We start from the raw sequence: 18386 nt of genomic DNA on the forward strand, positions 1-18386 counted from the left end.
GACAAGCCGCCGCCTCCCGACCCGTCCACCCCGCCGGCCACCCCCACCGCCCCGGCGACCACCGCCAGCACGCTCAACGTGGCCCCGGCCACGGCGAACCCGCGCCGCCGGCTCGCCGCCATCCCGTACGCGATCGCGCCGTCGGCCAGATTCGTGCGGTGTGTGGGTTCCGGCTCCTCGAAGAGCCGGCCGATCACGTCGTGGACCGAGAGGTCCGAATCATCCGGTGTCATGTTCGCCTCACCTGGTTTCTACGGAGTCGGGAAGCAAGGTCGCGAAGTCGCCCAGTCGTTCGCGCAGCTGCGCCAGTCCGCGGGCGGACATGCTCTTCACCGTGCCGGTGCTGATCCCGAGCGCGGCCGCGGTCTGCTCGACGCTGTGGTCCTCCCAGTACCGCAGGGCCACGATCGCCCGCGTGCGCGGGGCCAGCTCGGCCAGCGCGGCGAGGATGGTCAGCCGTACCGCGGCGTCGCCCTCGACGGCCGGCCGGTCGACCAGCGCCTCCAGCGACGCCGCTTCGCGCTGCCACTTACGGCTGTCGAGAAAGCAGCGGTAGACCACGCGCCGGGCGTAGGCATCGGGCAGGTCCATCACCCGCACCCGATGCCAGGCCCGGAAGATCCGCTGGTACGCGGTTTGGACCAGGTCCTCGGCCAGATGCCAGTCGCCGCACAGCACATAGGCTGAGCGCCTCAGGTGGCCCTGACTTCCCGTGACGAAGACCCGGAACTCCTCGTGGAGTTCCGGGCTGGTGCCTTTCCTGAGAGATCTCACGCAGATATAACCGGGGTAGGCGGGTGTTGGGTTCTAGGGGTTCTCCGTGCTTTCTTCACTGGGAGCTCTACATTTTTTCCAACGCCAGGTAGCGCAGGTACTCGTCGAGGTCGGTCGGGTTCCCGTCGGTCCGCTCGCGCCCGGCGGGGCGGCTGCGCACCAGCCGGTCCCCCGCCGCCTGCGACAGCCATACCGCCTCGCCCCGGGTCAGGGCGGGCAGCGTCTTCTCGACGTCCTGGACGGTGCGGGCCGGCAGGTTCCCGTGCAGCGACCACGATTGCGACCCGCCCGCCGACACCTCGACCTCGGCTTGCGCCGCGACCAGCGCCGACAGCACGGCGGGCCCGGTGTCGGCCGGGACGTCCAGTTCGAAGGCGTGGCAGGGTTCGTACACCTCGGTCCCGGCTTCCGTCAGGGCCCGCATCAGCACGTACGGCGCCAGCTTCCGGAAGTCGCCGGCGACGCTGGTCACCGAGCAGAACCCGCTGCGCACCATCGTCACCACCACGTCCGTCACCGCCCAGCCGTCGAGCCCCTGCTCCAGCGTGCGCAGCACGGTCTCCTCGGTCGCGCGGTGGTAGACCGGCGGCAGCGCGCCGAGTTCGGTCTCGTAGCGGAACACCCGGCCGCTGCCCGGCGCGCCCGGCGTGACGCGAAACCCGAGCGTGGCACGGAACCGGGTGCTCGGGAAGTGGTTCATGTTCTCGCCGTACTCGCCGACCCCTACGGGCCGCTCGATGTAGACGGTCCGGCTCGGCTCGAAGACGGCCTCGACGCCGTACACGTCGGCCAGGGTCGCCGCCACGACCTCCTTCTGGACCTCGCCGTAGAGCAGCACCGAACTCTCGCCGCCGGGCAGCGCACGGGTACGGATCAGCGGGTCCTGATCGGCCATCTCGACCAGGGCGGCGTGCAGCCGCGTCCGGTCGCCGTCCGCCGCCCGCACCACGGTCTCCAGGCTCGGTCGGGCGAAGTCGGCTGCGGTGTCGGTGCCAGCGGTGCCGGCGGTATCGGCGGCCTCTCCGGTGCCGAACCGGTCGCCGACCCGGATCCCGGGCAGCCCCCTGACCTTCGCGATGTCGCCGGGCCGGGCCTCGGCGGCGCCGGGGAGCCCGACGACCTCCAGGCCGGTGATGGTCCCGAATCCGGTGCGGTCCCGGGTGCGCAGCACGCCGTCGCGCAGGCGCACGTAGGCGGTCTTGTCCCCGGCCCGGCCGCGCTCGATCGCGAACACGGTCCCGCGGGTTTCGGCGCCGGCGTCGCCGGCGGCGTGCGGAAGCAGCTCTCGCACCCCGCCGACCAGTTCCGCGACGCCGACCCCGGTGATCGCCGAGCCGAAGTACACGGGATACGCGTGGCCGAGGGCGGTCTGGCGGGCCAGGGCAGCGCGCAGTTCTCCCTCGTCGGGCAGGCGGTCCTCGACCAACGCGGCCAGCACGGCTTCGTCATACTCGGCCAGCCGCTCGGCGTCGGACAGGTCCAGGTCCGAAGGCCGCACGCGCGCCGCCTTCGTCCCGACGCCCTCGACCTCGCTCACGGCGATCGCGCCCGGCGTCAGCAGCCGGCGCACGTCGGCCAGGAGTCCGTCCTGCCGCGCGCCGACCCGGTCGACCTTGTTCACGAACAGCAGGGTCGGCACCCGCAGCCGGCGCAGCGTCTTCATCAGCCGCCGGGTGTGCGCCTGCACGCCCTCGACCGCCGACAGCACCAGCACGGCGCCGTCCAGCACCCCCAGCGCGCGCTCCACTTCGGCGACGAAGTCGGAGTGCCCGGGGGTGTCGATCAGGTTGACCCGCAGGTCGCCGACGCTGAAGGCGGCGACCGCGGTCTTGATGGTGATGCCGCGGCGGCGTTCGAGCTCGCCGCGGTCGGTCTGCGTGGTCCCGGCGTCCACGCTCCCGAGCCGGCCGATGGTCCCGGTCTCGAAGAGCAGGCGCTCGGTCAGGCTGGTCTTACCCGCGTCGACATGCGCGAGGATTCCGATGTTCACGGTGGGCACGGTTGGTTGCGTCCTCGAAAGCTCGATCCAAATGGGAAACGGAGATTTCGAAGCGACGGCGCATGCCCGTGCCCTTCCTCGCTCGACAACAGTCCCGACGTTACCGCCGAAGACTCGCAGCCGCCGGGCAGCGGTGCAACTGATTATTCGCGCACACGGGACCACCGGGGACACAAGGGGCTCCGGGCGGGCGGATCACGCCCGGCCGGAGCCCGCTTGAGGATCAGAGCCCTGAAACCTACTTCTTGCCCTGGTTCTTGACCGCCTCGATCGACTCCGCCGCGGCCTTCGGGTCCAGGTACTCCCCGCCGGTCTTCGTCGGCCGCAGGTCGCCGTCCAGCGTGTAGAGCAGCGGGACGCCGGTGGGGATGTTCAGGGCGGCGATGTCCTCGTCCGAGATCCCGTCCAGGTGCTTCACCAGCGCGCGCAGCGAGTTGCCGTGCGCGGCCACCAGCACCGTGTCGCCGGCCCGCAGGTCCGGGACGATCGCGTCGTACCAGTACGGCAGCATGCGGCCGACGACGTCCTTCAGGCACTCGGTCCGCGGACGCAGTTCGGTCGGCAGACCGGCGTAGCGCGGGTCCTGGAACTGCGAGAACTTGTCGTCCGCGGCCAGCGGCGGCGGCGGGACGTCGTAGGACCGGCGCCACAGCATGAACTGGTCCTCGCCGAACTCCGCCAGCGTCGCGGCCTTGTCCTTGCCCTGGAGCGCGCCGTAGTGCCGCTCGTTCAGCCGCCAGCTGCGGCGCACCGGGATCCAGTGCCGGTCGGCGGCCTCCAGCGCGATGTTCGCGGTGCGGATCGCACGGCGCAGCACCGAGGTGTGGACCACGTCCGGCAGCAGGTCGCGCTCGCGCAGCAGCTCGCCGCCGCGCACGGCCTCGGCCTCGCCCTTGGCGTTGAGATTGACGTCCACCCAACCGGTGAACAGGTTCTTGGCGTTCCACTCGCTCTCGCCGTGGCGGAGCAGGATCAGGCGTGATTCGGCGGTCATGGCGCCAGCCTACTTCGGGGCTTCCGGCCCCTTCTCGTCCCGGGTGTCCGGTGTCCGCTCGATGAGATGACGGAAGGCTGCGAGGTTCGCCAGCGACTCCCCGCGGGAGGTCCGCCACTGCCATTCGCGCCGGATCGCGGAGGCGAAGCCCAGCTCCAGGAGCTGGTCGAAGGAGGAGTCGGAGGCCGCGACCGCCTCGCCGAGGAGCTGGTCCACGACCTCCGGGGTGATCAGGCCCAGCGGTAGCCGGCCGACCAGATACACGTCGCCGAGCCGGTCCAGGGCGAAGGCCAGCGAGCCGAGCCGGGTGTTGCGCTCCAGCAGCCAGCGGTAGACGCCCTCGTGGTTCTCGTCGGGCCGGCGGGCCACGAACGCGTTGAGCGAGAGCGTGTGGTCGCCGACCACCAGCGAGCACGTGGTCCACAGCTTGTGCTCGCCGGGGAGCTTCACGACGAACGTGCCGTCCTCGGGCCGCTCGTACTCCACTCCGGCGTCGGCCAGCGCGTCCAGCACCGCCGAACGCGCGGCGGCCTTGATGCCTTCTCGATCACCACCCATGGGACCGACCCTATTGCCGCGCTACCGGTCGCGCGCTACCGGTCCCGCACTAATGCCGCGCACTACTGACCCGCGCACAACTCGCGGTACCGGAACGCACGCAGGTCCTCTATAGAGCGGCTGTAGACGTCGGCGGTCGCAGCCGCAGTAGCGGACCAGCCGAAGCGAGCCGCGTGCTCGACGGCGTTCTCGCCGTAGTCGGCCAGCAGGTGCGGCGCGTCGAGCAGCCGGGCGACCGCGGTGGCGTAGTCCGCCGGATCGTGGCCGGTGACCAGGATCCCGGAGCGGCCGTCGGCCACGGCCGTGGCCAGGCCGCCGACCCGCGCGGCCACCACCGGCGTGCCGCAAGCCTGCGCCTCTATGGCGACCAGGCCGAAGGATTCGCTGTAGGACGGCACGACCGCGATGTCCGCGGCCCGGTACCAGTCGGCCAGCCGGGTCTGGTCCACCGGCTTCACGAACCGCACCACGTCCGCGATCCCCAGCCGGCGCGCCAGCCGGTGCAGGTGCGTGGGCTCGGCCAGCCCGGATCCGCTGGGCCCGCCGACCACGGCGACCACCAGCTTCTCCCGGCGCTCCGGGGACCGCGCGATCAGCTCGGCGGCGGCCCGCAGCAGCACGTCCGGGGCCTTCAGCGGCTGGATCCGGCCGACGAATACCAGCACCGAGGCGTCCGCCGGCAGCCCCAGCGACTCCCGGGCCGCCGCCTTGTCCCCCGGACGGAAGCGGTCCAGGTCCACGCCGGGGTTCACGGTCGACACCCGGTCCGGGTCGGCGTCGTACAGCCGCACCAGCTCCGAGGCCTCCTGGTCGGTGTTGGCGATGAGCCGGTCGGCGGCGTCCACCACCTGGTCCTCGCCGACCAGCCGGGCCGTGGGCTCCGGGTCGTCGCCGAGCGCCAGGGCGGCGTTCTTCACCTTGCCCAGGGTGTGCATGGAGTGGATCAGCGGGACGCCCCAGCGCTCCTTGGCCAGCCAGCCCACCTGGCCGGAGAGCCAGTAGTGGGAGTGGATCAGGTCGTAGTAGCCGGGCTCGTGCATCGCCTCGGTGCGCAGGACGCCGGAGGTGAAGGCGCACAGCTGGCCCGGCAGGTCCTCCTTGGACAGGCCCTCGTAGGGGCCGGCCGTGACGTGTCTCACCAGGACGCCGGGGGCGAGGTCGACGGCCGGGGGCAGCGCGCCGGTGGTCGCCCGCGTGAAGATCTCCACCTCGATGCCGAGGTCGGCGAGCCGCCGCGAGAGCTCCACTATGTAGACGTTCATGCCGCCGGCGTCGCCGGTACCCGGCTGGTGCAGCGGGGAAGTGTGCACGGACAGCAGCGCCACACGCCTGGGCAGCGATTCCAAGGCGTTTTACCTCCTACGTCGGGAATCCGGGGCACGGCTGTGTGGCCGACAACGATGCAACGGCGGGACCTCGGCGGCGCATTCCCGGCAAGCCCGGGGCCGGCGCCGGCGGGGCACCGGCCAGCCACCGATCGGGCCGGTATCGGTCCGATCATCCGATGACTTTACGGTGCATTGCCCGGATCGCCGCGCCGGTGACTGATCGGTGAGACGCGGGCCGCGTGCGGGCCGGACGTGGCCGGGACGCACGCTCGGAACCCAAGATCAGCGACTCAAGATCGGCGACCCGAGATCAGTGGCACAAAAGGACCCGGCCCCGTGCAGCCGTCCACGCGGGGACGCGAACGACACGGGGCCGGGCAGGCGCGCGGGTCTGCACTCGCACACCGCCGAGGGTCGGGCTCCCTCGGAGGGCTCTCAGAGTGGCATGTCCGATGTCAAAGCCACATAAGAAAATTGACTACGCGTCGTAGTAGATACTCGAAGATCAGCGCCTTTACCCAGGCCACAGCCCTATTTGCGAGCGTATGGCGCGAGGGTGGCGTGAGTCGATGTCTTTACATGGGACACCTCGGCGACCCATCCCACAGCGGCGTCAAGACGCGCGCTACCGGAAAACCGCCGTCAGCGATAAGCGAATCCCGCGCGTGCCCCGCATCACACCAGCAAGCATCCGCTTGCAATTGCAAGCACTCGCGTGCCACGCTGAACGCATGCCCCACAATCCCCTGGGAGCCCTCCCGATCGGGCCGCTCGGCGAGTACATCCGCGAGCAGCGCCGCAACGCGCAGTACTCCGTGCGGCAGTTGGCGCAGGCCGCGGGGGTGTCGAATCCCTACCTCAGCCAGATCGAGCGGGGGTTGCGTAAGCCCAGTGCGGAGATCTTGCAGCAGCTTGCGAAGGCGCTGCGGATTTCAGCCGAGACGCTGTATGTGCGGGCCGGGTTGTTGGACGGAGGCGCCGACGTCGATCCAGACGCGGCGACCGAGAAGGTGCGGGCCGCTGTCGCCGACGACCCGTGGCTCAGTGCGCGGCAGAAGCGTGCGCTGCTCGACATCTATGAGGCGTTCCGGTTGGAGAGCGCTCGGGATGCGGCGGCGCGGGATGCCCAGAACGGCAAGAACATCGACGGCATCGACGGCATCGAAGACATCGACGACGAACACATCCGTGACATCCGTGGCTCGGCGGCGGCCGAGCCCACCGAGCAGTGAATCGAGAAGGAGCCCTCATGAACCTGGTGGACAGTGCCCGCAAGACCGTGACGACCACCGTCACCAACCCCAAGCCGTTCTACTTCGCCGCCGGTGTCGGTGACGCCGCGGTGGCCGCGCTCAAGGACGCGCCGGCGCTGCTGACCGAGGCCGGGACGAAGGCCGGCGAGGTGGCGACCTCCGTGGCCGGCAAGGTCGCCGGGGTGGCCGAGAGCGTGCAGTCGAAGATCGCGCTGGGCCAGTTCCAGGACGACGCCAAGGCGCTGCGCGAGAAGATCTCCGAGCCGGACCTGCGCGCCGCCCGGGAGAAGGCCCAGACCCTGCTGCTGATGCAGGTCGGCCGGGCGTTGGAGGTCGCGGGCAAGGCCGTGGAGACCTACGACGGCTACTCCGAGCGCGGCAAGGCCGTCGTGGACCGGGTGCTGGCCGGCCGGGCCACCGAGGTCGAGGTGGTCGCGGTGCAGGAGACCCGGGGTGCCGAGGCGGTGCGGGTCGAGTCGGTCGTGGTGATCGAGGACGAGGAGCCGAAGACCGCGGCCGCGCCGGCCGGCAAGCCGGCTGAGTCGGCCAAGTCCGAGGCCGCCGCCCCGAAGGCCGCCGCCGAGCAGCCGCCGGCCAAGGCCAAGACGACCGGCGGCAGCACCTCCGGCACCGGCACCGCCAAGAAGGCCGCGCCCCGCCGCACCGCCAACGGCAGCGCCGCGAAGAAGACCGGCGAGGCCTGAACACGGCGACCGCCAGTAGGCCGCGATCGTTGGTAGATCGCGAAGAGACTGGGAACGAGCCCGCCGGTCGCGTACGTTGAACGTAACGACCGGCAGGCATCCCGGACCCAACCGTAGAAGGAGGACGACGGCAATGATCGGCTCCGCACTGCGCGACGGCCTGACCAGCTTCCTCGCCATCATCTCCCTGGCCGTGCTGGTCGGGCAGGTCGTCGTCCTGGTCGACGCCGCGCTGCGGCGCGAGGACGCCTACCGCGCCGCCGGCAAGCTCACCAAGCCCGGCTGGCTGATCATCCTCACCGTGGCGATCGCCGCGAACATGCTGCTGGGCCTGCTGTTCACCATCGTCGGCGTGGTGGTCGCGATGGTCTACTGGGTGGACGTCCGCCCGGCGCTGAAGCAGGTCGCCGGCCCCAAGCGCAAGAGCGACAGCGGTAGCAACCAGGGCCCGTACGGCCGCTGGTGAGGACCCTGACGCTGCCCTACGCCGGCCCGGCCGGCGAGGGGACCGTCGAGTACGCCCTGGCCGGCACCCCCGGCCCGCCCACCACGCTGTTCCTGCACGGCCTGGCCGGCTCCATCGAGGACACCCGGCCGCTGGCCTCCGGCGTGCCCGGCCGCAAGGTCTTCGCGCACCTGCCCGGCCACGGTGCCGCCACCGGCCCGGACCCGCTCGGCTACGACACCCTGGCCGCGGCCGCCCTGGCCGTCGCCGACCACGAACACGCCACCGCGGCCTTCGGCGTCTCGCTCGGCGCGGCCACGCTGCTGCGCGTGCTGAGCCGCATCCCCGACCGCTTCGAGCGGGTGGTGCTGTATCTGCCGGCCGTCGCCGACGTCGCGCGCCGCCCCGATGCCGTCGCCCCACACCGCGATCTCGCCTCCCGACTCGCGGCCGAGGACGTCCCCGGCGTCGCCGACGCCCTCCTGCGCACCCAGCCGCTCGCGGTCCGCGACGCGCCGATCGCCCGCGACTGGGCCGAGCGCCGCGCCAAGGAGCTGGTCGCCGAGGACCGCGACCCGGGACGCTGGCTCCCGCTCGCGACGGCCGTGCCGCTGGATCCGGCAGGCCTGGAGCGGCTGCGCGCCGTCACGGCCCCGGTCCTCGTGATCGCCCAGGAGGGCGATCCGGCACACCCGGTCGAGACCGCGCGCCGGGTGGCACAGGCCCTGCCCACGGCCCGGCTGGAGGTCTTCGACGCCGCCGGCGCACTGTGGGGCCACCGCGCCGAACTCAGGGCGCTCACCGCCGAATTCCTGGGCTCGATCGGGAACCTTTTGCGATGATATACGTTCGGTAACACACCGGCCTCGACCTGCGATTTCTTTTCTCAGGGTTTTCTCACAGCGGTCTCAGCGAATCCCTGGGACGCGCGGGTCATAGTTATCTCACCCCCGAAAAACCCGGGAGAGCCCGACTCCCGGACGGTGTGGCTGCTGACGAGACGGCCACGCCGGGCCCCGGTCCCTTGGGACCGGGGCGTCGGGTCAACTCGCAGGACCCCTGGGATATGTGGACCGGTGGGCGAGCGCCGCTAGCGGCGCTCGGTGTGTGTGGGATGCAAGATGCAGGACCCGGACCGCCCGTCCGGCGAGGCCGCTCAGCCCTCCTCCCTGAGCAGCGGCCACGTCGGCGGGCGGTTCGGCTTTTCCGGACACCCCAGCAGATGAACGGACAACGGCCGGCTTTAAAGCGCGCTTAACGGGCACGTGCTCTGATGGCACCACGCGTCGCGGCATGAGCCGGCCTGGGACTGCTCCCGCCGCGGCGCGCCCCTTCTCAGAACCAGAACCTGCGCACACCAGAACCTGCTCACACCAGAACCAGCGCACATCAGAGCACGCTCGCATCAGAACCCGCTCACGCCTGCCGCGCCCGCCGCGCCCCGGCCGGGCTCTCCTCGGGCGTGGCCAGGTGGCCGGTGGTGAGCAGTTCCAGCGCCGCCAACAGCACCGGGCGCATCTCCTCCGGCAGTGAACTGATCGCCTCGGCGTGGACCCGGTCCACGATCGCCTGGGTGCGCCCGGCCATCTCGGCGCCGGCGTCGGTGACCGCGATGATGCGGGCCCGGCGGTCGCCCGCCGAGGGCCGGCGCTCGGCCAGGCCCGCCTTCTCCAGGGCGTCGACCGTCACCACCATCGTGGTCTTGTCCATGTCGCCGAGTTCGGCGATCTGGATCTGGGTGCGTTCCTCCTCCAGCGCCTTGACCAGTACGCAGTGCATGCGCGCGGTCATGCCGACCTCGGCCAGGGCCGCGGCCATCTTGGTGCGCAGCACGTGCGAGGTGTGGTCGAGCAGGTACGACAGGTCGGGCGCCGTGCGCTCCGCGGTGCCGGCGGTGCGGGCGGGGGCCAGGGAGGTCATGGCAGCAGTGTAGCGCGAGAGAGCTCTTCAAGTAGATCTTCCCGAGAAAGATTGTCTACTTCAAAACTATCCGCTACGGTCATCCCTGTCGGCACCGGACCCGGCGCACCTTCCCGCGTCATCGAGCTCCCAGGAGTGATCATGTCCTTCGCATCCCGCCCCGCCGGCGCCGGCGGCTCCCAGCGCCTGGCGCTGGCCGTGATCGCCACCAGCGCCCTGATGGCGGTGCTGGACGGCAGCATCGTCACCGTCGCGATGCCGTCCATCCAGTCCCACCTGGGCTTCTCCTCGGCCGGCCTGAGCTGGGTGGTGAACAGCTACCAGCTGGCCTTCGGCGGCCTGCTGCTGCTCGCCGGACGGCTCGGCGACCTGCTCGGCCGCAAGCCGGTGTTCCTGGCCGGCATCGCGCTGTTCGTGGCGGCCTCGGCGGTGGCCGGGGCCGCGAACTCACCGGCGATGCTGGTCACGGCCCGGTTCGGGCAGGGGATCGGCAGCGCGGCGTCGTCCGCGGTGAGCCTGGGCATCCTGGTCACGCTGTTCACCGAACCGCGCGAGCGGGCCAAGGCGCTGGGGGTGTTCGCGTTCACCGGGGCGGCCGGCGCCTCGATCGGCCAGGTGCTCGGCGGCGTCCTGACCGACGCGCTGAGCTGGCACTGGATCTTCATGATCAACATCCCGATCGGCCTGCTGACGCTGGCCGCCGCGGGGAAGGCGATCCCCGCCGACCGCGGCGCCGGACTGCGCTCCGGGGTGGACGCGCTCGGCGCGCTGCTGGTCACCGGCGGCCTGATGCTCGCGATCTACACCGTGGTCGGCACCGCGACGGCCGGCTGGGCCTCGGCCCGCACCCTGGGCCTGGGCGCGCTGTCCGCCCTGCTGATCGCCGGCTTCTTCGGCCGCCAGGCCACCGCCGCCAGCCCGCTCATGCCGCTGCGGATCCTGCGCTCGCACGGCGTGGCCGGCGGCAACGCGGTGCAGATGCTGATGATCGCCGCGATGTTCGCCTTCCAGATAGTGGTGGCCTTGGACATGCAGAAGGTGCTCGGCTACGACGCGACCCGGACCGGCCTGGCCATGCTGCCCGCGGCGGTGGCGATCGGGGCAGTCGCGCTGACCGTGTCGGCCCGGCTGATCGCGCGGTTCGGCGCCCGCACGGTGCTGGTCGCGGGCCTGGTGATGCTCATCGGCGCGCTGGCCCTGCTGCTCCGGATGCCGACGCACGCGCACTACGTCCCCGACCTGCTGCCGACCATGGTGCTGATCGCCGGCGGCGGCCTGGCCATGCCCGCGGCCGCCGGGCTGGGCATGTCCGGGGCCCGCGAGCAGGACGCCGGGGTGGTCTCCGGGCTCTACAACACCACGCAGCAGATCGGCGCGGCCTTCGGCGCGGCGGTGCTGTCCACGCTCGCCGCCGGCCGCACCGCGCACCTGCTGCGGGCCGGCCACGACCCGGCGGACGCCCTGAGCAGCGGATACCACCTGGCGTTCACGATCGGGATAGCGCTGCTGGTCGCGGCGCTACTGGTGGCGGTGTTCGGGCTGCGGGGCGCCGGGGCCGGCGCTCCGGAGGCGGCAGCCGACGCCGATACCGCCGAGGCGCCGCGCCAGAGCACCTCAGGCCTGGACCTCGCGCCGACCGCCTGACCGCCTGACGTCCGGACCGGCTGACTGCTGACCCGGCTGACCGGCTGACCGCTCAGGCCGGCCCGACCGCGAGCCCTTCGACGCCGACCGCGTCGGAGGGCTCGCGCGTGCGCAGTCCGAGCAGAGCGCTGAAAAGGCAGTACCCCAGGAACGCCGCCAGCGCCTCGACTGCCGCCGCCGGGAGATCGACATCGGCCTTGAACACCAGGTCGGGCAGCTTCAACACGATCCCGGCGGCCGCTGAGATGGTGACCGCCGAACGCCACGGATGGCGCCGCATCTCCAGCCAGCTCATCAGACGCGGCATCCGCTCGACCGCGGCGGCCCACGTGCCGGTCACCAAGCCGTACCACCGAGCGCTCCAACTCCAGCGCTCGGCCAGCGCCGCGCAGCAGTCGACGATCACGTCGAGCGTCGAGGCGCCGCCGGCGACCGTGCCGGCCCGCAGCCCGGCGCGGACGCTGAAGACCATGGCGACCGGCACCGCGAGCGCCACCAGCGCCGACATCGCTCCCTCGGTCCAGCCCGCGTGGGCGATGTTCCCGGCCGAGACCACGGCGATCGGGGCCAGGGCCAGGACCGCGACGGTCTGCGCCCGCACCACCGTCGCCAGGGTCCGCGGGGTCCGGCCGAGCAGCCAGGGGGCGATCACCGCGAGCAAGAACGCCGTGCCCGCGCACATCGCCGCCACCTGGGCCAGCAGCGCCGGGACCGCATAGTAGACAGCCTGATTCGGCCACGGCGCCGCGGGCGCGCCGCCCCGCAGCGCCAACCCCGCGGCGCCGACCGAGGCGATCACGCAGGCCACGAGTGCCCAGGCGGCGATCCGCGCGCTGTGCAGGGCACAGTCGCGGTTGAACTCCCCGGCCAGCTCTTCCGGGGCGCCGAAACGCGCGGTCGCCCGCCGGGCCGCGGCCTGCGGCGTCTGCCCGGCGGACTCCTCCTCGGCGACCAGGTCGGCCAGGTGTGCCGAGACCTCGCTGACGATGCGCCGACGGCCGCGCAGGCCGACCCGGAGTCGCCAGGCCAGGTCGTCGGCGTAGGCCTCGATCGAGCGGTAGGGCGTCGGGCCGCCGACTTGCCGCGCGGTATCAGCTTGTCGCACGTCATCAGCCTGCTGCGCGGCATCGGCCTGCCGCACACCGCCGACCCGTCGCGCGGCACCGAGCCGCCGCACCCCGGGCCTCACGCGCCCACCGCCCCGACTGCCCCGGTCGTGCCGGTCGTGCCGGTCGTGCCGACCGCGGCGCCACCGGCCTCCCCGCCCCCGAACACCCGCTCCACCGCCGCCGAGAACGACCGCCACTCGCTACGCCGCTCCTCGGCCGAGCGCCGTCCGGCGGCCGTCAGGCTGTAGACCCGCCGCCGTCGGCCCGCCACCTCGGACCACCCGCTGGCCACCAGCCCGGCCCGCTCCAGCCGGTGCAGCGCCGGGTACACCGAGCCCTCCGGCAGGTCGAAGGCCCCGCCGCTGCGGTCGCGCAGCGCGTCGATGAGTCCGTAGCCGTGCGACGGCCCGGTGGTGAGCACCGCCAGCACCAGGCCGTCGAGGTGTCCGCGCATCATGTCCTGGCTCATACCTAGGAAGCCTAGGCTTAGAACGTCTCGGCATCAACCCGCGCCGAAGAAATCCTCCGGCCCGGTGTCGATCCCGCCTCGCGCCGTCCGACGCCTTCGTGGAGGCTGGACCGACCAGCCGTCAGTCGAGGAGCGATCACATGCCGAAGTTCATGGTGTTCATCAAGGGCGACGCGGACTCCGAGGCCGGCGCGATGCCGCCGACCGAACTGTTCGAGGAGATGACCGCCTACAACGAACAGCTGGCCAAGGCCGGGGTGCTGCTGGCCGCCGAAGGCCTCAAGCCGACACTGGCCGCCGCGCGGGTGCGGTTCGACGACAAGGAGCGGCGCACCGTCATCGACGGGCCGTTCACCGAGTCCAAGGAGATCATCGCCGGGTACTGGCTGCTCCAGGCCTCCTCACTCCAGGAGGCGCTGGAGTGGGTCAAGCGCGCGCCGCTCTCCGGCGGCGCGACGTTGGAGGTGCGGCCGATCTTCGAGATGAGCGAGCTCGGGCCGGAGTTCACGCCGGAACTGCGGGAGGCCCAGCAGCAGTTGCGCGAGCAGCTCGGCGGGTAACGGCCTCGCGGCCGGAGCACCCCGGCCGGAGCACCGGGCCGGAGCACCCGGTCTGCGCACCCCGGCCGGAGCACCCGGTCAGCACACCGGGCCGCCCGGCGCGCCGGCTGCCAGACTGGCGGCATGGCGCAGACGTCCGAGACCATCGAGGCGGTCTGGCGGCTGGAGGCGGCCCGGGTGGTGGCCACCCTGGCCCGCTACACCGGCGACCTGGGCCTGGCCGAGGAGCTGGCCCAGGACGCGCTGGTCGCGGCGCTGGAGCAGTGGCCGGCCGCCGGGGTGCCGGCCAAGCCCGGCGCCTGGCTGACCGCGGTCGGCAAGCGGCGCGCCGTGGACCACTTCCGGCGGGCCGAGACGCTGCGCCGCAAGGTCGGCGAGCTCGGCCGGGAGCTGGCGATCGACGGCGAGGGCCACGAGGCCGACCTGGCCGCGGCGGACGCCGCCGCCGACGACACCGCGATCGACGACGACCTGCTCCGCCTGGTCTTCACCGCCTGCCACCCGGTGCTCTCCGCCGAGGCGCGGGTCGCGCTGACGCTGCGCGTCCTCGGCGGCCTGACCACCGCCGAGATCGCCCGCGCCTTCCTGATCCCGCAGGCCTCGGCCGCGCAGCGGATCGTGCGGGCCAAGCGCACGCTGGCCGACGCCGGCGTCCCGTTCGAGGTCCCCGACGGCCCGGAGCGGCGACGGCGCCTGGCCTCGGTCCTGGAGGTCGGCTACCTGATCTTCAACGAGGGCTACTCGGCCACCGCCGGCGACGCCTGGCTGCGGGCCGATCTCTGCGAGGAGGCGCTGCGGCTGGGCCGGGTGCTGGCCGGGCTGATGCCGGCCGAGCCGGAGGTGCACGCGCTGGTGGCGCTGATGGAGATCCAGGACTCGCGGCGGCACGCGCGGACCGGGCCCGACGGCGAGCCGGTGCTGCTGCTGGATCAGGACCGTGCGAAGTGGGACCGGCAGCAGATCGAGCGGGGTCTGGTCGCGCTGGTCCGCGCGGACCAGGCGTTACAGAGCACTGAGACGGCCGGGCCGGGCCCGTACCACCTGCAAGCCGCGCTGGCCGCCTGCCACGCTCGGGCCCGCACCGCCGAGGACACCGACTGGCAGCTCATCGCCGCCCTCTACGGCCGGCTGGTCCAGCAGACCCGCTCCCCGGTCGTGGAGTTGAACCGCGCGGTCGCGGTCGGCATGGCCGAGGGTCCGGAAGCCGGGCTGGCCATCACCGACGCGCTCACCGGCCTGCGCGCGATGCGGGACTACCACTTGCTGCCCGGCGTGCGCGGCGACCTGCTCTTCCGGCTCGGCCGGCGCGCCGAGGCCCGGGCCGAGTTCGAGCGGGCGGCCGAGCTGACCGCCAACACGCGGGAGCGCGCGCTGTTGCTGGCGCGCGCCGCCGCGTGCGGAGGCTGATTCAGCTCGCTTGGGTCAGCTCACCGGGGTCAACTCACTTGGTCAGGTCGACGACGTCCGACATGCAGTCGGGCTGCGGCTCCCAGCCGCTGTCGCAGGCGCCGGGCTCGGACCGGGTGTCGTACTGGTCGCTGCGGACCACCTCGGTCGTGGTCCGGATGAAGCCGGCGTTCTCGTCCGGGATCGAGGTGACCACCGAGAACTCGGCGTGCGTGCCGGCCGGGATGGTGCCCAGGTCGGTCTCGAAGTCCATCGGCTTGGCCGGGTCGTAGCGGTCCGGGATCGGCTTGCAGGACTCCCGGTTCTGCGCGTCGGCCTCGCAGTCCCAGCCGGTGGTGCGCAGGACCACGCCGGTGGCGGTGTCCGGGCCGTTGTTGGTGACGACGATGTCGTAGCCCAGGCCGTTGTTGTCGGTGAAGATCGGGCCGTTGTGGGTGACGGTCAGCTGGATCCGACCTTTGTCGACGTTTCCGGCGTGCGCCTGGGCCGGTACGGCGCCGGCCACGCCCGCGACGGCGGCGAAAGCCAGCGTCGCGAAGGCCACGGGGAGGTTTCGCAGAGTCATGGGTCACAGCTTCGCCGGGCCGGGCCGGGCGAGCCGCATTCGTGCCGCCGAAAGGATGAATTCCGGCGTTTCCGGCCGCGTCGGTGAGGCGAGCGCCGCCTTTCCGGACGAAATGCGGAGTTTGAATGGCCGCATGCTCCGTCACACCCTTGACGACCACCGCCGCCGCGGGCCCCGCCGGGCCGCGGCCGTCGCGCTGCTGTCCGCGGCCCTGGGCGCCTGCCTGCTGGCCGCCTCCGCCGCGGGTCCCGCCTCGGCCGGGGCCGTCCGCTTCGGCGACACCCACGCCAACGCCGACAGCCGCGGCGACATGCTGTTCGAGACGTTCTCCCCGGACGGCAGCATCACGCTGCGGCACGGCGGCGACGATCACGCGCCCCAGGCCCTGCCGATCCCCCGCGACCTGCACCTGGCCCCCGGCGGCCTGGCGACGGCCGGCGGCCCGGTGCTGGTGCCGATGCACGAGAACGGCCGCCACGACAACCGGATCGACCTGGTCTTCGTCGGCGACGGCTACACCGCCTCGGAGCTGCCGGTCTTCGCGCAGTCGGCGGAGAACGCCTGGCAGGCGCTGATGAACTACGAGCCCTACAAGACCTACCAGAACTTCTTCGACGCCTCGCGCATCGACATCGTCTCCCCGGTCTCGGGCATCTCCAACGACCCGACCGACGGGATCAACAAGCAGACCCCGCTGGGCATGCACTTCTGGTGCCACGGCATCGACCGGCTGCTGTGCGTGGACACCAAGGCCGCGAACGCCTACGCCAACCTGGTGCCCGGCATCAACCACGTGATCTCCATCGCGCACACCGCCACCTACGGCGGCGCCGGCGGCTCGATCACCACGCTGGCCGGGGAGAACCAGAGCTCGGACGGCGTGATCGTGCACGAGATGGCGCACACCATCGCGGGTCTGGGCGACGAGTACGACGTCCCCTACGGCACCGCCAGCGGCAGCGACTCGGACCTGGCGAACATCACCTCGCAGTCCGCGGCGCAGATGACGGCCGGCCACACCAAGTGGTGGCGCTGGATCGGCAAGCCGAGCCCGGACGGCGGCACCGTCGGCGCCTACGACGGCGCGAACTACTACGCCCACGGCTTCAACCGCCCCTCGCAGAACTCCGAGATGCGGGCCCTGGGCCAGCCGTTCAACCCGCCCTCGACCGAGGCGCTGATCGAGTCCTTCTACCTGAGCCGCTACGGCCAGGGCTCGATCAACCCGATCGACTCGGTGACCCCGGCCCCGACCAGGAACGGCATCACCGCCAAGAACGGCGTCACGCTCACCGCGAACCTGATCCCGCTGGTCGGCCAGAACTACACGGTCTACTGGGGCGTCAACGGCGCCGCGGTGCCCGGCTCGCTGGGCAAGACCAGCCTGGACCTGACGAACGCGCCGCTCAAGGCGGGCCAGTGGAACCAGGTGCTGGTCTACGTCATCGACAACAACCCGGCGGTCGCCGACCCGGACTTCCGGGCGAAGAACATGACCAAGTCCGCGATGTGGTGGGTGTGGGGCGGCTGACGCTCTCCCCCTAGCACTTCCAGCACTTCCAGCACGTCAAGCAGGTCAAGCACCGCTCAGGGCCGCTCGGGCCAATGCCGGATCCCGAGCGGCTCTTTGCTGCGCAGCACCGGATCGGTGATGCCGTCCCAGCAGGCCAGCGCCGCGTGGTCCCAGTCCGCGAGTTCGGCACCGGCTTCATAGGCGGACTCATAGAAGGCCAATGCGCAGCCCACCGGGTCGTCCGACATGCGGGCCTCGTCATAGGAGTAGTACGCGGTGTGGCTCCCGCGGGCCGTGACCCAACGGGCCGGACCGGGACGCAGTGTCTTCTCCTCGATGCCCTTGGGCTCGGGGTACGTATAGGAGTAGAACGTCGGCTCCGGGGTGTCGGGGTCGCCGTACCAGAACCCGGAGCTGATCTGCTCGCGGGAGTAGGACTCGCGGGTCGCCTCATCCATACCCTCTGGAGCGGGGATGTGGCGCGGCGAATAGCGCTGGGTCGCGATGTCGAAGGTGTGCCAGAAGACCTGGACCGGGCTGACCTTGCCGGAGAACGTCGCGCTGAACTCCTCCAGGATGCGTCCCACCTGGCTGTAGACGCGGAAAGCGCGGTGTGCGTGTTCGGGCACGTAGGTCTTGTGCTCCGTGTCCTGCGCGAACGGCCGCTCCTTGTCCGGAAGGTCGTACGGATACGGGTTCGCGATCTGCGGGTCGACGTCGAGCGTGCGCAGCGCTTCCTGGGTCTGGGCGTAGAAGGACGCGACGGTCTGGTCGGTCAGCGGGACCAGCGCCTGGCCGCCGTGGTCGGTGTCGATGCGCAGGACGTGGTCGAAGAAGTCGAATTCGCAAGTGAACAACGGGCCCTGTTGTGCCGTTCCGAGCTCTACCGTGGACCAGCCGCGCGGCCGGTTCCGCAGCGTCATGTGCCACCAGTGGTTGCGCCGGATCCCGCGGGCCAGGGCGATCTTGCCGACGATCTGGAGGTAGCGGTGCAGGGTCTCGCGCGTCGGGCGCCACTCGTCATACGGGATCTCGGGGAGGACGTCCGTCGGGGTCCACATCCGCTCGGTCATATCGGCGAGCCTAAGCGGGAATGCGGCGGGGCGCCCGTCCTGCGGGCTCCCCACCGGGAAGGGGGTTCTCC

At 71.9% G+C, this 18386-nt stretch carries 19 protein-coding genes; 8 read left to right on the top strand and 11 right to left on the bottom strand.

The window, feature by feature from the left end:
• The 6 genes from IZR01_RS24985 to mshA all read right to left on the bottom strand — a co-directional run.
• On the bottom strand, positions 1-233 hold a 233-nt coding region (locus tag IZR01_RS24985; protein ID WP_194925266.1), incomplete at its 3' end, for a hypothetical protein.
• Positions 234-240: 7 nt separating this feature from the next.
• A complete protein-coding gene (locus IZR01_RS24990; RefSeq protein ID WP_194898331.1) occupies positions 241-774 on the bottom strand; it encodes a SigE family RNA polymerase sigma factor in 534 nt (177 codons plus the stop codon).
• Between the two features lie 67 nt (positions 775-841).
• Positions 842-2773, bottom strand: a complete 1932-nt coding sequence (locus tag IZR01_RS24995; protein WP_194925267.1) for a GTP-binding protein — start codon at positions 2771-2773, stop codon at positions 842-844.
• Between the two features lie 238 nt (positions 2774-3011).
• Positions 3012-3767, bottom strand: coding sequence for a phosphoglyceromutase (locus tag IZR01_RS25000; protein WP_194898329.1), 756 nt, complete (start codon positions 3765-3767; stop codon positions 3012-3014).
• A gap of 9 nt (positions 3768-3776) precedes the next feature.
• Positions 3777-4325: a type III secretion system chaperone family protein gene (locus tag IZR01_RS25005; RefSeq protein ID WP_194925268.1), complete on the bottom strand. Its 549-nt coding sequence runs from the start codon at positions 4323-4325 to the stop codon at positions 3777-3779.
• Between the two features lie 62 nt (positions 4326-4387).
• Entirely contained in the window at positions 4388-5671 is a 1284-nt protein-coding gene (mshA, locus tag IZR01_RS25010) for a D-inositol-3-phosphate glycosyltransferase (protein WP_194898327.1), read from the bottom strand.
• A gap of 728 nt (positions 5672-6399) precedes the next feature.
• Here mshA and IZR01_RS25015 point away from each other — a divergent pair.
• The 4 genes from IZR01_RS25015 to IZR01_RS25030 all read left to right on the top strand — a co-directional run bounded on the left by IZR01_RS25015 (position 6400) and on the right by IZR01_RS25030 (position 8897).
• Complete coding sequence (locus IZR01_RS25015) at positions 6400-6885, top strand: helix-turn-helix domain-containing protein (RefSeq protein WP_369125496.1); 486 nt, start codon at positions 6400-6402, stop codon at positions 6883-6885.
• A gap of 17 nt (positions 6886-6902) precedes the next feature.
• Positions 6903-7610, top strand: coding sequence for a hypothetical protein (locus IZR01_RS25020; protein ID WP_194898326.1), 708 nt, complete (start codon positions 6903-6905; stop codon positions 7608-7610).
• A gap of 133 nt (positions 7611-7743) precedes the next feature.
• Positions 7744-8076, top strand: a complete 333-nt coding sequence (locus IZR01_RS25025; protein ID WP_194898325.1) for a DUF2516 family protein — start codon at positions 7744-7746, stop codon at positions 8074-8076.
• Positions 8073-8897, top strand: coding sequence for an alpha/beta fold hydrolase (locus IZR01_RS25030; RefSeq protein WP_194925269.1), 825 nt, complete (start codon positions 8073-8075; stop codon positions 8895-8897). The genes IZR01_RS25025 and IZR01_RS25030 overlap by 4 nt, the downstream gene beginning before the upstream one ends.
• A gap of 574 nt (positions 8898-9471) precedes the next feature.
• On the opposite strand, the gene IZR01_RS25035 is transcribed toward IZR01_RS25030, so the two are convergent.
• A complete protein-coding gene (locus tag IZR01_RS25035) occupies positions 9472-9975 on the bottom strand; it encodes a MarR family winged helix-turn-helix transcriptional regulator (RefSeq protein WP_194898323.1) in 504 nt (167 codons plus the stop codon).
• 141 nt (positions 9976-10116) lie between these two features.
• On the opposite strand from IZR01_RS25035, the gene IZR01_RS25040 reads away from it, so the two are divergent.
• Complete coding sequence (locus IZR01_RS25040; RefSeq protein ID WP_194925270.1) at positions 10117-11619, top strand: MFS transporter; 1503 nt, start codon at positions 10117-10119, stop codon at positions 11617-11619.
• A 52-nt stretch (positions 11620-11671) separates the two neighbouring features.
• Here the strand turns inward: IZR01_RS25040 and IZR01_RS25045 are convergent, their stop codons facing one another.
• Entirely contained in the window at positions 11672-12724 is a 1053-nt protein-coding gene (locus IZR01_RS25045) for a permease prefix domain 1-containing protein (protein WP_194925271.1), read from the bottom strand.
• 80 nt (positions 12725-12804) lie between these two features.
• Positions 12805-13197, bottom strand: a complete 393-nt coding sequence (locus IZR01_RS25050; RefSeq protein WP_228560179.1) for a PadR family transcriptional regulator — start codon at positions 13195-13197, stop codon at positions 12805-12807.
• A 140-nt stretch (positions 13198-13337) separates the two neighbouring features.
• Between IZR01_RS25050 and IZR01_RS25055 the strand changes: the two genes are divergently transcribed.
• Both IZR01_RS25055 and IZR01_RS25060 read left to right on the top strand, forming a co-directional pair.
• Entirely contained in the window at positions 13338-13757 is a 420-nt protein-coding gene (locus tag IZR01_RS25055; protein WP_194894861.1) for a YciI family protein, read from the top strand.
• A gap of 123 nt (positions 13758-13880) precedes the next feature.
• Positions 13881-15164, top strand: a complete 1284-nt coding sequence (locus tag IZR01_RS25060; RefSeq protein WP_194925272.1) for an RNA polymerase sigma factor — start codon at positions 13881-13883, stop codon at positions 15162-15164.
• A 34-nt stretch (positions 15165-15198) separates the two neighbouring features.
• On the opposite strand, the gene IZR01_RS25065 is transcribed toward IZR01_RS25060, so the two are convergent.
• The gene (locus IZR01_RS25065) at positions 15199-15729 is read right to left on the bottom strand and encodes a DUF11 domain-containing protein (RefSeq protein ID WP_194894859.1); all 531 of its coding nucleotides are present in this window, start codon (positions 15727-15729) and stop codon (positions 15199-15201) included.
• 133 nt (positions 15730-15862) lie between these two features.
• On the opposite strand from IZR01_RS25065, the gene IZR01_RS25070 reads away from it, so the two are divergent.
• Entirely contained in the window at positions 15863-17260 is a 1398-nt protein-coding gene (locus IZR01_RS25070; RefSeq protein WP_194894858.1) for a M64 family metallopeptidase, read from the top strand.
• A gap of 56 nt (positions 17261-17316) precedes the next feature.
• Here IZR01_RS25070 and IZR01_RS25075 read toward each other — a convergent pair whose 3' ends face one another.
• Positions 17317-18315 (bottom strand): DUF5996 family protein, encoded by a 999-nt coding sequence (locus tag IZR01_RS25075; RefSeq protein WP_194925273.1) that lies wholly within the window; start codon positions 18313-18315, stop codon positions 17317-17319.
• Positions 18316-18386: the final 71 nt, after the last annotated feature.

Origin of the sequence: Catenulispora pinisilvae (genome assembly GCF_015356865.1) — a bacterium.
GTDB classification, from domain to species: Bacteria; Actinomycetota; Actinomycetes; order Streptomycetales; family Catenulisporaceae; genus Catenulispora; species Catenulispora pinisilvae.

What these genes read in the sequence shown, in the direction of transcription:
- IZR01_RS25000 (WP_194898329.1), bottom strand. Translation starts at nt 3,767, where the DNA reads ATGACCGCCGAATCACGCCTGATCCTGCTCCGCCACGGCGAGAGCGAG.
- IZR01_RS25005 (WP_194925268.1), bottom strand. Translation starts at nt 4,325, where the DNA reads ATGGGTGGTGATCGAGAAGGCATCAAGGCCGCCGCGCGTTCGGCGGTG.
- IZR01_RS25020 (WP_194898326.1), top strand. Translation starts at nt 6,903, where the DNA reads ATGAACCTGGTGGACAGTGCCCGCAAGACCGTGACGACCACCGTCACC.
- IZR01_RS25025 (WP_194898325.1), top strand. Translation starts at nt 7,744, where the DNA reads ATGATCGGCTCCGCACTGCGCGACGGCCTGACCAGCTTCCTCGCCATC.
- IZR01_RS25035 (WP_194898323.1), bottom strand. Translation starts at nt 9,975, where the DNA reads ATGACCTCCCTGGCCCCCGCCCGCACCGCCGGCACCGCGGAGCGCACG.
- IZR01_RS25040 (WP_194925270.1), top strand. Translation starts at nt 10,117, where the DNA reads ATGTCCTTCGCATCCCGCCCCGCCGGCGCCGGCGGCTCCCAGCGCCTG.
- IZR01_RS25050 (WP_228560179.1), bottom strand. Translation starts at nt 13,197, where the DNA reads ATGAGCCAGGACATGATGCGCGGACACCTCGACGGCCTGGTGCTGGCG.
- IZR01_RS25055 (WP_194894861.1), top strand. Translation starts at nt 13,338, where the DNA reads ATGCCGAAGTTCATGGTGTTCATCAAGGGCGACGCGGACTCCGAGGCC.
- IZR01_RS25060 (WP_194925272.1), top strand. Translation starts at nt 13,881, where the DNA reads ATGGCGCAGACGTCCGAGACCATCGAGGCGGTCTGGCGGCTGGAGGCG.
- IZR01_RS25065 (WP_194894859.1), bottom strand. Translation starts at nt 15,729, where the DNA reads ATGACTCTGCGAAACCTCCCCGTGGCCTTCGCGACGCTGGCTTTCGCC.
- IZR01_RS25070 (WP_194894858.1), top strand. Translation starts at nt 15,863, where the DNA reads ATGCTCCGTCACACCCTTGACGACCACCGCCGCCGCGGGCCCCGCCGG.
- IZR01_RS25075 (WP_194925273.1), bottom strand. Translation starts at nt 18,315, where the DNA reads ATGACCGAGCGGATGTGGACCCCGACGGACGTCCTCCCCGAGATCCCG.